Here is a 13,038-nt window from a genome sequence, read left to right on the forward strand (position 1 = left end):
ACGCCGCACGGTCAGTCGAATGAACAGGGAGCGTCGTCATAGGCATCCAAGAACAGGCCAAGTACGCAGGAACACCCCTGTCTAGGTTCCTCGATGATCGCCTGCCGCACCGCGCCCCGGTACTCGGGCAGTGGACCAAGGTATTGGCATCTGCAGCCCGGAACGACATCCCAGCACCGCGTCATGGACGAGATAGTGCGGGGTGGGCACTGGAACTGCGCATCGGTCTCGACTTGGCCAGTACACCACCACGGTTGCAGGAATTGTCCTATCTTTCGGCCGACCGTTGCACGGCGCTGCTCACCGCGGTCGGGTTCGAGCACGCTCCAGTCGGCACCCTGCCTGCCAACGGTACTGCGGATCCAGTGCTGCGCCACTGGAAACGTGCCCGCCGTCCGACGGACTCGGCCGAGGACCAGAGTGCTGCTTTCTTGGACTGCCTGGCCCTGGACTCCTTCAGGCAACCCATGCACCGCTGGGGGACCAGGCGCACAGTGGACGAGCGTCGCTCCCTGTTCGCCAGCATGGCGACCGAAGTGGACGACTCCGATGGCAACACCGAGCTCCTCGATGCACTGAAGCACTGCTGGACTCTTTACCTGGAGCGTGGCCGCCAAGCCCTGCAGGAGCTGGGGGAGCAGGTGGTCGTCGCACCAGAACTGGCGGGCGGGTATGGCGTGGTCGACTTGGTGATCGGACGAACCCTGGTCGATGTGAAGCTCGCCGTTGAACCCACCGACGAAGACGTAGCTGCGTGGCTGCGGCAGCTACTCGGCTACGTGCTGCTCGACCGGTTCGACACCTTCCACTTGGACGCGATAGCGGTCTACTGCGGCTGGCACGGGGAACTGCTCACCTGGCCGCTGCCCGCCTTGCTGAGCTCTGCCACCTCAGGACCTGCACCGAGTCTCGACAGCCTGCGCGCTGACTTCTACGAGGTGCTCCACGACGAACTGGGCAGTTACGCTGCCTGGAAGGAACGTGAGCGCTACTCCTGATCGAGCTGTGGGTAGGTTCTCCGGTTCAGCCGCTCAGAGCGCTGGGGTCCACGCCCAGGGCCGCAGCACCTGACCTCGTAGGCAATCGGTGCGCAAGGCGGCCTCCTCACGTGCCACGGGGTGTTCCGCTGCGCGTTGGGCGACGTACAGCGCCATGCGCAGTTCGCGGATGTCGCGGAGCAGGTCGAAGCCGGCCCATGCGGTGACGTCGTGGCCGTAGCGGTCGCAGAAGTCCCGGTAGTCCTCTGCGGTGATCCAGCCGAAGCTGGTGTGCTTGATGGCGGTGCTGACGAGGTCCCATTCGGGTGGGCCGACGGAGCAGCGTTCGAGGTCGAGCAGCACCACCTGGCCGTCGTCGGTGGCCACCACGTTGCCGACCCAGGCGTCGCCGTGCACGACGCAGCGCGGCAGGCCGGGAGGCAGGGTGGCGTAGCGGGTCTGGAGCGACGCCAGGTGCTCGCGGAGCCAGGTCCGGTCTTCGTCGGTGAGCGTGGTGGCCGCGTCGATGCGCTCGGCGAGCCGGACGAACGGGTCAAGGTCGCCGATGGGCAGGTCGGTGGGGACGGGGAGGTCGTGGAGTCGGCGGATCGCCGTGGCGACCTCGGCGGGAGTGCCGTGTCGGTGGGGAGGGAGCTCCTCCCAGAAGGTCACGGCCCTGCCCGCCGCCTGCACCAGCTGGACGACGTCCTTCAACGCCCGGACGGCCGGGATCTCGTGCTCGGCAAGCCACTGCGCGATGCGGACCTCACGAGTGGCGGCGGCGAGCTGGCCGGGCCGGGCGATGCGGGCCACGACGCCGCCGGGCAGACGGAACAAGGCGTTCTCGCCCAGCCGGATCGGCTCGGCGTCGGTGTGGTCGAGGCCGACCTCTACACAGGCGGCGGCCAGCACGGCCGAATGGTCATCGCTCACCGTGCCACCACCAGGGTCGTGATGCGGTGCCGCAGGGCCTCCACGGCGGGGATGGCCCGGTGTCGTTGGCCGTAGCGAGCCAGCTCGCGCAGGTCGTCCACGGCGCGGTTGGAGCGGATGGTCCCGGCGGCGTCCAGTGCCGCTGAGCCGATCACCGCGGCCTCGCGCGGGTCGCCAGTGGCCATCGTCAGCGAGGCCAGCTTGATCTGCGACATCGTGCGTGACCGGGCGTAGGCGGCGGTGTGTCCGGCGACCGCCGTGGAGAACCGTGTCGTGGCTTCTGCGGGGGAGCGGCCCTGGACGGCCAGGTCGAACAAGGCGTGGCCGGTGTCGCCCGCATGTTGGGCGCCGTCGTAGTAGCCCATCCACGACGCGTCGTTGGCCGGGTTGCGGTGGGCGAAGTGATCATCGGCGATGCCGACCGCGATCAGCGTTTCCCGGACGCGGCCCATCTTCGCCAAGGCTCGGGCGTGGGCGGTGTGCAGCATCGCCCGCTCGGTCGCCGTGAGCCGGTCGGAGCGGACCAAAGCGTGTTCGGTCAGCGTCAGGCCCTCGTCGGGCTTGCCGACCCAGATCGCCTGCCGGGCCATCGAAGACAGGATCTTGGCTCGCAGGTGCCAGTCCTGCGCCTCCTCGGCGCAGGCCAAGCCGAACTGGAACACGCGGCGGGCGTCATCGTGGGCGTAGGCGTCGAAGGCCATGAAGGCGCAGGTATGGGCGAGATAGCCCACGGCGCTGTGGAGAGGGCCGCGCAGTCTGGCTGGGTAGCTGGCTTCCAGCAGATCGGCGGAGAACCGGAGTTGGGCAAGGACGGCTTCGCGGGCCAGGCCACCGCCGTAGGTGTGGTCCCACCCGGCGAACACGCGTGCCGCGGTGTGGATCTGGTCGATCTCGGTCTGCCCGATGCGGGCGGGAGCCGCAGTCGGCTGGGTGCCCTCCAGCAGGGCGGCGACCGGGGCGAGCGCGAGGGTGCCGACGCCGAGGGCGGCGGTGCGCAGGAATTGCTTTCGGTCCACGGTTGCCAGCTTTACCACCGTGCGGCGGCGGTTGCTGAAGCCGAGCGCGGCGTCGCTGGAAGCACCCAGGGTGACGCGCAGTGCCTCGCGGTACAGCGCTCCGGGCCAACGGATGTCGCCGCGTTCGAGCTTGCCCAGGTAGTTGGCGTCGAGCTCTACCTTCCGCTCGTAATGACGCCAGATGTAGGCGTTGACCAGGTCGGCAAGCTCTTGCCGGGACAGGCACTCGCCGGGCTGTGTGGGCGAGGCGGTGCGTTCCCGCGCCTGCCGCAGCTGATCGTTTGCCGTGGGCACTGGTCCGGCCTCCCATGGGTGTGACCAGGGCCATCGTGACACGCAACGTGACGAAACGGGTACTGCTCCGCGAATGGGGAGGATTGCAACCCTCCCCGAATCCTCCCCTTGACATCCCCGGTTCCTGGTGTCCGCAGCAATGCGGATCGCGGGCACGGTTGGTGGCATGACGGAGACCGCGCTTGAGCAGGGTGGAACGGCGAACACCGCCGCAACCGGCGTCATCCCGCGTGCGTCGCTGGTGGTTCGCTCCTTCAGCAGTCCTCATGAGGTCAACGGCCTGCACCCGGTGCTGGCCTTGGCGGCAGACCTGGGTACCGAGAATGGGACACGCGCCGAGGCCCAGCAGATCATCAGCGACCCGCGCGGCGACGACCACGTGGCCGCGGCGGCCCTCCGTGCGATTCACGACCACGATGTCACCCGATCGGTGCTGGTCGAGCGGATTGACGCCTGGGCGGGAAGGCAGTTCGGCGAATCCAGCGCGCGGCTGCTGCACACCGAGAGCCTGGGGCATTTGGTTGACCGCCTGGCCGCGGCGTGGGTCCGGTCCCGGCTGCTGGCCGAGGACGACAACCCGGCCGCGCGTGATCCGGCGAAGCTCGCGCTGCACCGGCTGGGAGAGCTGTGCATCGGCTACGACGACCTGGTGACCGACCTGCTGGGCGGCCGTCGCCGACTGCCGATCTACCAGGCGCTCACCGACCACGACGTGGCGGCATGAGACGTGGACGGGACACGCGATGTCGTCGCCGTCGTCGTGGCAGTCGACAGCCCCGTCGGCCGCGTCGCGACGGCCATCGACGAACTCACCACCCACCTGCCCTCCACTGGTCAACAGCTCTTCTGCCCGATCTGCTCCGCTCGGTCGTGGCCGTGTCCCCCATTCCACGACGCGGCGCACCTGGTGATCGCCGCCGGAGTCCGGCTCGCCGACCTGGTGCCGGTCGACCTCCACTCGCGGCTGTGGCCACCAGCCACCACGAAGCAACAGCCCTGGCCCACCGAGGAGGTCTCGAATGGCTGAAGCACCGCTCACGGCCATGCACAAGGCCGTGTTCGACCACCTCGACTACCTCGACGCCCTGGTCGGCGAGGGCGACCTCCGATGCCGTGCGGCGTTGGCCGACTCCGAGATCGCCCGTCTTACCGCCGCATGGCGCGCTTTGCTCGACCAGCACGCACTCGACGGGCGCGGCCGCTGTCGGCAGTGCTCCGGCCAGTTCCGTGCACGGAGATCACCGTGCACGGTGTGGACCACCGCCCACCAGCACCTGGTCACCGACGGCCCTCCCACGGCCGCGACCGGTCGGCACGCGGCAGCCGATCGGCGGTCGTCCGTCGCCGTGCTGGGGGCCTCCTGACCGGACGGACGCGCCGCCCCCGACGCGGCGCGTTCCTCCGGTCGCATGACCTCGTCCGCGAGCCGCACTTGCGCAGCAGAACCCTCTGAAAAGGTGACCAGGTGAACACACCGCGAGACCACAACACCGGCCCGTCCACCGACTCCGACAGGGCGACCGAGATCCGCAACGCCCTGACGGACAAGCTCCTCTCGGACGGCATGATCACCTCACCGGTCGTGGAGCGGGCATTCCGCACGGTGCCTCGGCACCTGTTCGTCCCCGAAGGCACGCCCCTGGAGGTGGCCTACAACGCCGCCGACTCGGTGGCTATCAAGACCGACCAGGACGGCGTGATCATCTCCTCGACCAGCGCGCCATTCATCCAGGCGCGGATGATCGAGCAGGCCGGGCTCGGGCCCGACATGAGCGTGTTGGAGATCGGATCCGGGGGCTACAACGCCGCGCTGCTGGCCGAGGTCGTCGGTCCGCGCGGGCGTGTCGTCAGCGTGGACATCGACCCCGAGGTGACCGATCGGGCCTGCGTCCTGCTGGACGCCACCGGATACGGCAGCCGGGTCACGGTTGTCCAGGCCGACGCCGAGAACCCTGTGCCCGAACTGCACGAACCGGTCGACGCGATCCTCGTGACGGTCGGGGCGTGGGACCTCTCGCCGACCTGGCTTGACCAGTTGTCCGAGAACGGCGCGATCGTCGTCCCGCTGCGGATGAACGGCATCACCCGCTCGATCGCGTTCCGCCGCGAAGGTGACCACCTGGTGAGCACCTCGGCTGAGGTGTGCGGATTCGTCCCGATGCAGGGATCGGGCGCGCACGACGAGCGAATCTTCCTGCTCCCCGACGCGCACGGCCACAACCTCAAGCTCCGCTTCGACGGCGACGTGCCGCAGGACATGAGCCTCCTGGACGGTGTCCTGGCCACGGAGCGCACCGAGGTCTGGTCTGGCGTCACGGTCAAGCACGGCGTGTCGTTCGCCGACCTGCACCTGTGGTTCGCCGGCTTCCTGCCCGGCTTCTGCAAGCTGGCCGTGGACGAGGGCACCGACCTGGCCGCCGAACGCAAGAGCTGGTTCCCCTTCGGGGTCGTGCGCGGCGACTCCTTCGCCTACCTGGCGGTGCGCCCGGCGCTGGACGGCGCAGGGGTCGAGTTCGGGGCGCGGGCCTACGGAACACACGGCGAGACCGCCGCCACCGCGATGGTCGAACAGATCCAGGCGTGGGACCGCCAGTCCCGTGACGTGGCACCCACGTTCGCCTACTGGCCGACCGGTAGTGACCGCACCCGGATCGACGAGGGCGCGGCGGTGCTGGAGAAGACACACGGCCTGGTCACGATCTCCTGGCCGCAGGCGGCGAACACCGCAGCCGGCCCGGATGCCCTGCACAACCCCGAAGATGAGGAGTGAACCCGATGTCGCCAACGCTGACCGTCGACAGCCCGGACCTTGAGGATTCCGCCGTCGACGACGCGGAGTTCGAGCTCGACATGCGCGTCGTGGAGAGCACCACCCAGCTCGTGATCATGATGTGCGACACGAGCGACGGCTGCGGCAACACCTGCGGCACCAGCGCGTGCAGCACCGGCTCCAACGACCCGTTCTGACCCAGCCCTCTGCCGTCGGCGCCCGAACCCTCGGGCGCCGACGGCGGCGGCCAGCCGACCGGGCGAGGAGAGCCGATCACCATGACCGTGTCCACCCGCTACCGGCACACCAGCCTCGTCCTGGTCCGTGCCACCACAGACCCCGGCGACCTCGACCCTCCGACGCACCTGGACCTGTCCGACCCCGCCGCGGTCGAGCAGGAGGGCCGGGCATGGTTGACGAAGGTGTGGGCGCGCCGAGAGGTACGCGAGGCGCTGCACCTGGCCAGCCCGGTGCTCTGTGCCCGCCTCGACCAACTCCTCGACACGGGTGCCGGGCCACAGCCGGTGAAGGAGCTGCGCCGCGCCATCGTCTCCGTGGCGTCCTACCTACTGCGCTGGCAGCGGCGCGCGACCCCATTCGGACTGTTCGCCGGAATCACCGCCGCCGCCATCGGACCCGCAAAGGCCGAGGTGGGCGGTGGGCACCGGGCCGTGCTACGCGCGGACGCCGAGTGGGTTACAACGCTGATCGACCGGCTCGAACGGCATCCTGGCCTGCGCCCGCGGCTGACGGTCATGGCCGACAACGCGAGGATCGTGCGCGACGGCCGCGTCATCGTGCACCGCCGGGCTGAGGTCGGTGCCTCCACCCCAGGACCGCTGCGGGAGTCCTCGGTACGGCTCATCCGGCCCGTGCAGTTCGCGCTGACCGCAGCAGGCTCGCCGATTCAGTTCGACGCGCTCGCCGCCGAGATGACCGCCCGGTTCCCGTCCGCCTCCCCGGACAAGATCCATGCACTACTGCACGGCCTGGTCGACGGCGGCCTGTTGATCACAAGCCTTCGCCCTCCGATGACGACCGTTGACGCCTTGTCCCACCTGGTCCGCGCGCTACGTGCGGCCGGTGGAGAGGACCTGCCCGACGTTGCCGGGCTGATGCGTGAACTCGACGGGATCAGTGCCCACCTTGCTGATCACAACAGCACCACTGACCGTGTGCGGGCCACCGGGATCCGGACGGCCCTCGGTACGCAGATGACCGCCTTGGTCCCCGACACCAGTCACGTGTTCGCCGCCGACGTGCGGCTGGGTGCGAGGATCACCGTCCCCGAGCGGGTGCTGATCGAGGCGACGGTCGCCGCCGGTGTTCTGCTGCGGATGAGCACTCAGCCGTTCGGTTCGGCGGCCTGGTTGGACTACCACGCCCGGTTCCGTGCTCGCTACGGTCCCGGTGCGCTGGTGCCGGTGCGGGAGTTGATTGCCGACTCTGGGCTCGGCTACCCGGCCGGGTACCTCGGTGCGCCACGTGCCAGGCCTGCTTGGCGGATGCTGACCGAACGCGACGCCGCCCTCATGGCGTTGGTTCAGCAGGCCACGGTGGACGGTGCCGAGGAGATCACGCTGACCGACACGGACATCGAGGCGTTGACCGTCGGGGAGCACGCCGACATCATCGCGCCGCAGCGTGTCGAGCTCGGTGTCGCGGTGTACGCCGCCTCGACCCAGGCGATCGACCGAGACGATTTCCAACTTCGGGTTACGGCCGCACCGCGCATCCCCACCAGCATGGCCGCACGGTTCGCCCACCTGCTCGACGACGCCGACCGCGCACGACTGGCCTCTACCTACGCCGCGGAAGCCGAGACCGCGGCGCAGGATGAGACGATCGCCGTGCAGTTGTCGTTTCCGCCACGCCGCCCGCACAACGAGAACGTGGTGCGCGTCCAGCCGCTACTCCCGGACGTCGTACCACTCTCGGAATATCCCGACCCGGCACACCCGCATCTCGGCGTGATCAGCGTGGACGACCTGGCGGTCACAGCCGACGCCGACCAGATGTACCTGGTCCAGCGCTCCACCGGCCGACGGGTGATCCCCCGGATTCCGCACGCCCTGGACACCACCGTCCAGAGTCCGCCACTGGCCCGGTTCCTCGCTGAGGTCGCCGACGCGCGCAACGCGGTATTCCGAGGATTCGATCTCGGCGCCGCCCGCACTCTGCCCTACGTGCCCCGCATCCGGTATCGGCGCACGGTGCTCTCCGCTGCCCGCTGGACCCTCAGCGATTCAGACTTATCCGGCTGGCAGAAGGACTCGCTGCGTTCCTGGCGGCAGCGGTGGCGGGTACCGGCACGAGTCGTGTTGTGCCACGGTGAGCTGCGCCTGCCGCTCGACCTCGATCAGGAGTTGGACCGCGCCTTACTTCGGGCTCAGGTGGAGCGGGCTGAGCGGATCGAGTTGCAAGAAGACGGCCCGCCCGACGGCCAGGGCTGGATCGGGCGTCCGGCGGAGTTGTTGATCCCGATGATCGCGACCACCCCGGTCTCACGGCCGCTTCCGGCAACTGCGGCACCCGGTGCGGTCCTTCGACCGGGTGGCTCCGCCATCGTGCACGCGCAGTTGGTGGGCAACCCCGCGCGGTTCGACGAGATCCTCACCGGCCACCTGCCCGCGTTCGTCGACAGCCTCGACGGTCTGGTCGGGCCGTGGTGGGTACGACGGCACCGCGACATGATCCGACCCGAATCCGATCAGCACCTGGCCGTGTTGCTGCGCCTGACCAACCCCGAACAGTACGGGCTGGTCGCCGCCAGGGTGGCCGCCTTTGCGGCCGACCTGCACGCGCGGGGTCTTCCGTGCCAGCTCACCCTCGCCGCCCACCCGCAGCATCTCGCTCGCTACGGCGAAGGCCCGGCGCTGGCCGCCGCCGAGGACATGTTCACCGCCGACACCGCGGCCGCCATCGCACAGATCACGACCGCCCAGGCATCCGGGATTCCCGCCCAGGCACTGGCCGCCGCGTCGATGGCACACCTGGCCGCGTCCTTCGCCCCCGACCCGCAGACCGGGTACCGGGCGCTCGTCGGATGCCTGCGCAGGGAACACGGCCCGCTGGACCGGACATTGCGCGACCACGCGCTCGATCTGACCGACCCTGACGACGGATATCGAGCCGTCCGCGCCCTGCCCGGCGGTGAGGCGGTCGCTGCGGCCTGGACTGCCCGCGACACCACGCTGACAACCTACCACCATGCGCTCACGCAGCAACAACGGGATCCGGGCACCGTGCTGCGCACACTGCTGCACGAGCACCACGTCCGTGCCGTCGGCGTCGATCCGACGTTCGAGAAGGAGACCGGCCGACTCGCCCGCGGCGCCGCGCTGCGCCGCCTCGCCCTGGCCGGTGCCCGATGAACTCCGACCCCGGCGCGGTCACGCTCACCGCCGACGAAGCGGCCGGTCAATCCCTGGCCCGAGGCGCGGCCGGGACGGCGCTGCTGCACATCGAGCGAGCCTGGACCGGCTCCGGAAGCTGGGAGACCGCCCGGTCCCACATCCGGCAAGCGACGTGCGGGCCGATCGACGCCGCCGAACACGCTGGTCTGTACTACGGGGCACCGGCGATCGCGTTCGTGCTGCACACCGCCTCTGACAGGCATTCTCGCTACCGCGCGGCCTGCGAGGTACTGGACGAGCACGTGCTGCGCCTGGCTCATCGGCGTCTGGCGACCGCTGCGGGCAGGATCGAGCGCGGCGAGGCCACCACGTTCGCCGAGTTCGACCTCTTCTACGGGCTGACCGGAATCGGTGCGTTGCTGGTGCGCCACAACCCCGGAAGCGACGTCCTCGCCGGGATCCTGCGGTATGTGGTCGCACTGACCGGGCCGCGTCACCAAGACGGCGTCGCACTGCCGGGGTGGTGGGTGGCCCATGACCCGGACGAGATCCTGCCGACCCCCGGCGGGCACGCGAACTTCGGGATGGCGCACGGCGCGGCCGGGCTGCTTGCCCTGCTCGCCGTCGCCACCACCCACGGCTGCGTGGTCGACGGCCAACACGAGGCGATCGCCGTCCTGAACGGCTGGTTCGACCGGTGGCGGCAGGACTCGGCGGACGGACCGTGGTGGCCGCAGTGGATCACCCGCGAGGAACTGCGCACCGGCCGTCCCGCCCAACCCGGACCGGGCCGACCGTCCTGGTGCTACGGCACGGTCGGCATCGCCCGCGCTCAACAACTCGCCGCCATCGCCACCGACGACCCGCGACGCCAGGACGCCGCTGAGGACGCCTTAGCCGCGAGTCTGACCGATACGCAGCTCGACCGGATCACCGAACCGGGCCTGTGCCACGGCATCGCCGGGGTCTATCAGACCGCCTACCGGGCCGCCCGCGACGCGCGGAACCCCGCCATCGGCCAACGCCTCTCCGTACTGGCCACCAGGCTCGCCCGGCACGCCCGATCGCTCGACGACCAGGCGGACGAGGGCGGACTGCTGACCGGAGGCGCCGGAGTGGGACTGGCGCTGGAAACCACCCAATACGCCGAGCCACCGCACACGGGATGGGACGCATGTCTGCTGATCACCTGACCACCACGTCGCCACACGAACTCGCCGCCAGTGTGCTCGCCGTGCTCGCGGGCACCGACCTGAAGACCGTTGCGGCGAACAGCGGCTTGGACCGCGCCGATCTCGACGAAGCCGTGTACGTCTACCAGGCGGCGGGTCTCGCGGCGCTGGAACGACATGCAGAACACGACTGGTACCAGGTGCGCGTCGAGTTCCCCGACTGGTCCACTGCCGAGGCCGTAGGTGCGGCGCAACTCGGGCCGCTCCTGGATCACCTCCAAGCCGCTGGGGCGGTGGGCGGGTGGTGGTTTCTGCGCAAACATCCCTGCTGGCGGCTGCGTCTGCACGGTGCGGACACCGCGGCTGTCGACCACGTGCTCGACGAGCTGACCGCGGCCGGGGTCATCGTGCGGTGGTGGCCGACGGTGTACGAGCCGGAGACCGCCGCCTTCGGCGGCCTCGCCGGGATGGATGCCGCCCACGACCTGTTCTGCGCCGACACGCGCGGCGTGCTCGACTACCTGCGCCACGAGGACCCCGGCTTCGGCCGCCGCGAACTGTCGATCCTGCTGCTCAGCGGTCTCCTGCGCGCCGCCGGCCTTGACGTGTTCGAGTGCGGCGACGTCTTCGACAGGGTCGCCCGACTCCGGCCCGCACCCGCCGATGCGGACGCCGCACGGATCGAGCAACTGGCGGCCCACGTGCGCGTCCTGCTGTCGATCCACGACCTGCCGACCAGCGAGCTGTTCACCTCCGGTGGAGCGGTCGAGCACGCGGCGCCCTGGCTCGCCGCGTTCCAGAACGCCGGCCGCCGGCTCGGCGACGCCGCCGCACGAGGACGCCTGGACCGCGGAGCCCGCGCGATCCTCACCCACGTACTGATCTTCCACTGGAACCGGTTCGGCCTGTCGGCTGGCAGCCAGGGCATCCTCGCCCGCGCGGCGACCGCGGCCCTGCTGCCCCGGAGCTGACCCATGAACCCCACGACGCTCGCCGCCGCCCGCCGCTTCCCGCTCCTCGGCAGGCCCCGCCCCGCCTGCCCCTCGCTCGCGGACCGAGTCCAGGAGATCGCCGACATCGCCCACGCAGCAGGACAACAGGGCACCGACAGCCTGGCCGAAGGGGCGCACGCCCTGAACAAGGCCGCTTTGATCGCCAGTGACTGTGGCGTGCCGAGCCTGGCCCGCGACCTGTGCTGGCAGCACATCGACATCTACCGTGCCGCTGACCGCCCGCTCACCGTGCTCCAGGCCAGGTACATGCTCGAACCCGTTCTCAACCTCGCCCGACTCCAGATCCGCGCCAGCGACGGAGAACAGGCGCTGCACCTGCTGACGGTGATGTACCGCGCCGTCATGTCCAATGCAGACCTGGTCGTCGACGGGCAGACCTTGCCGCTGACCGACCTCATTGGCACCCGCCAGGAGCACCACAAGCTGCGCGAATGGGTGTGGCTGCACCTCGTCGGGGACGGAATCCGCGCGCTGACCCTCGCCGGACGCTGGGACGATGCGGTCGCCCACGCGCAAGCCCACCGAGGAGTCGGGCTGCACCTCATGGAGGGACGGCAGGCCACGATCGTGGCCCACTTCCTGAAGGGAGCAAGTGCAGAGGCCAATGCGGCGCTGGCGGAAAGCACGCCAGTGCAGCCGTGAGAACTCCAGGTCGCCTCCTGCCTGAAGGTGATGTGCACCGGCACGGCTGGTGTGTCCGCACGCCGAGACATCTCCACGATGATCGGGCACTTCGTCGGGCAAGAGCCGATGCCCGGCTACGCGGCCTTCCGCGCCCAGCTCGGGCTGACCGTGACCACACTCGCCAGCGCCACCGATCCCGAGGCAGCCGACGCCGTCTTTGCCCAGGTGGCCGACGAAGTGATCAAGACTGGCGACGGATACGCCACCCGCGACGTGCTCCGATACCGCGACACACAGACGAACTTGACCAATGAGCAACGTGAAGCGCTCTCCGACCTGCTGATTTCCTCTAGCTTGGGAACCGGAACGCTGCCGGTGCATCTGTTGAGGTCCATGCTCGACTCGACGCAGGCCGCAGCCAAGGTGATGCATACGTCGCTACTGCAGCAGGAGCATCCAGACATACGAGCGTGACCGCCGCCGCGGTATCGAGCACGTACCCACCCGAACCCGCCACATGAACCTCGGTGCGCAACTCGATTTCCCGCCTGATGACCACGAACGGCGGTGGCATGACCGGCTACGTACTTCTCCGTCTGCGCGCCGGTGGTCCCCCTCGTCGTCATGGTTTGCCGAACCGAACACCAGCGCTGACCAGCTGCATCGTTATAGACGACGCACACGCGCCGAGGTTGGTTGGTTCCACAGGATCGGATCGGTTGGATCTTCGAGTGCAACACTTCACGACCGGGGCGCGATGGTCAGCAGGTGAGCAGCTCACCGGTACTCCCGGCACGATCTAGCGTCCGACCGATGAAGTCCCTGCGCCGTTGAACGGCCGCAAGGACGGCGTGGTGATCATGCGTTCATCACGCACCTCTCT

General features: G+C 69.5%; 13 protein-coding genes. 11 read left to right on the forward strand and 2 right to left on the reverse strand.

The genetic code is table 11. The annotated features are described in order from the left end of the window. Window positions 1-254: 254 nt before the first annotated feature. Entirely contained in the window at window positions 255-998 is a 744-nt protein-coding gene (locus ACR807_RS04610; protein ID WP_438919929.1) for a hypothetical protein, read from the forward strand. Window positions 999-1,031: 33 nt separating this feature from the next. On the opposite strand, the gene ACR807_RS04615 is transcribed toward ACR807_RS04610, so the two are convergent. Both ACR807_RS04615 and ACR807_RS04620 read right to left on the reverse strand, forming a co-directional pair. After that, complete coding sequence (locus tag ACR807_RS04615; RefSeq protein WP_438919930.1) at window positions 1,032-1,910, reverse strand: phosphotransferase enzyme family protein; 879 nt, start codon at window positions 1,908-1,910, stop codon at window positions 1,032-1,034. Next, on the reverse strand, window positions 1,907-3,220 hold the full coding sequence (locus ACR807_RS04620; protein WP_438919931.1) for an NsdA family TPR-like regulatory protein: 1,314 nt from the start codon (window positions 3,218-3,220) through the stop codon (window positions 1,907-1,909). The genes ACR807_RS04615 and ACR807_RS04620 overlap by 4 nt, the downstream gene beginning before the upstream one ends. A 166-nt stretch (window positions 3,221-3,386) precedes the next feature. Here ACR807_RS04620 and ACR807_RS04625 point away from each other — a divergent pair, with 166 nt between their 5' ends. The 10 genes from ACR807_RS04625 (at window position 3,387) to ACR807_RS04670 (ending at window position 12,629) form a co-directional block, all read left to right on the forward strand. Beyond that, on the forward strand, window positions 3,387-3,944 hold the full coding sequence (locus ACR807_RS04625) for a DUF4254 domain-containing protein (RefSeq protein ID WP_438919932.1): 558 nt from the start codon (window positions 3,387-3,389) through the stop codon (window positions 3,942-3,944). A 3-nt stretch (window positions 3,945-3,947) separates the two neighbouring features. Further along, the gene (locus ACR807_RS04630; protein WP_438919933.1) at window positions 3,948-4,247 is read left to right on the forward strand and encodes a hypothetical protein; all 300 of its coding nucleotides are present in this window, start codon (window positions 3,948-3,950) and stop codon (window positions 4,245-4,247) included. Then, window positions 4,240-4,584, forward strand: coding sequence for a hypothetical protein (locus ACR807_RS04635; protein WP_438919934.1), 345 nt, complete (start codon window positions 4,240-4,242; stop codon window positions 4,582-4,584). The genes ACR807_RS04630 and ACR807_RS04635 overlap by 8 nt, the downstream gene beginning before the upstream one ends. Window positions 4,585-4,685: 101 nt before the next feature. After that, on the forward strand, window positions 4,686-5,990 hold the full coding sequence (fxlM, locus tag ACR807_RS04640; RefSeq protein WP_438919935.1) for a methyltransferase, FxLD system: 1,305 nt from the start codon (window positions 4,686-4,688) through the stop codon (window positions 5,988-5,990). 5 nt (window positions 5,991-5,995) lie between these two features. Next, window positions 5,996-6,187, forward strand: coding sequence for an FxLD family lanthipeptide (locus tag ACR807_RS04645; protein ID WP_233825285.1), 192 nt, complete (start codon window positions 5,996-5,998; stop codon window positions 6,185-6,187). 81 nt (window positions 6,188-6,268) lie between these two features. Further along, the gene (locus ACR807_RS04650) at window positions 6,269-9,364 is read left to right on the forward strand and encodes a lantibiotic dehydratase (RefSeq protein WP_438919936.1); all 3,096 of its coding nucleotides are present in this window, start codon (window positions 6,269-6,271) and stop codon (window positions 9,362-9,364) included. After that, window positions 9,361-10,539, forward strand: coding sequence for a lanthionine synthetase C family protein (locus ACR807_RS04655; RefSeq protein WP_438919937.1), 1,179 nt, complete (start codon window positions 9,361-9,363; stop codon window positions 10,537-10,539). The genes ACR807_RS04650 and ACR807_RS04655 overlap by 4 nt, the downstream gene beginning before the upstream one ends. Beyond that, on the forward strand, window positions 10,521-11,489 hold the full coding sequence (locus tag ACR807_RS04660) for a thiopeptide-type bacteriocin biosynthesis protein (RefSeq protein ID WP_438919938.1): 969 nt from the start codon (window positions 10,521-10,523) through the stop codon (window positions 11,487-11,489). The genes ACR807_RS04655 and ACR807_RS04660 overlap by 19 nt, the downstream gene beginning before the upstream one ends. 3 nt (window positions 11,490-11,492) lie before the next feature. Continuing rightward, the gene (locus ACR807_RS04665) at window positions 11,493-12,173 is read left to right on the forward strand and encodes a hypothetical protein (RefSeq protein ID WP_438919939.1); all 681 of its coding nucleotides are present in this window, start codon (window positions 11,493-11,495) and stop codon (window positions 12,171-12,173) included. Window positions 12,174-12,251: 78 nt separating this feature from the next. Next, window positions 12,252-12,629 (forward strand): hypothetical protein, encoded by a 378-nt coding sequence (locus ACR807_RS04670; protein ID WP_438919940.1) that lies wholly within the window; start codon window positions 12,252-12,254, stop codon window positions 12,627-12,629. Window positions 12,630-13,038: the final 409 nt, after the last annotated feature.

It is taken from the genome of Saccharothrix sabaoui, from assembly GCF_051756985.1.
In the GTDB taxonomy this organism is placed as follows: domain Bacteria; phylum Actinomycetota; class Actinomycetes; order Mycobacteriales; family Pseudonocardiaceae; genus Actinosynnema.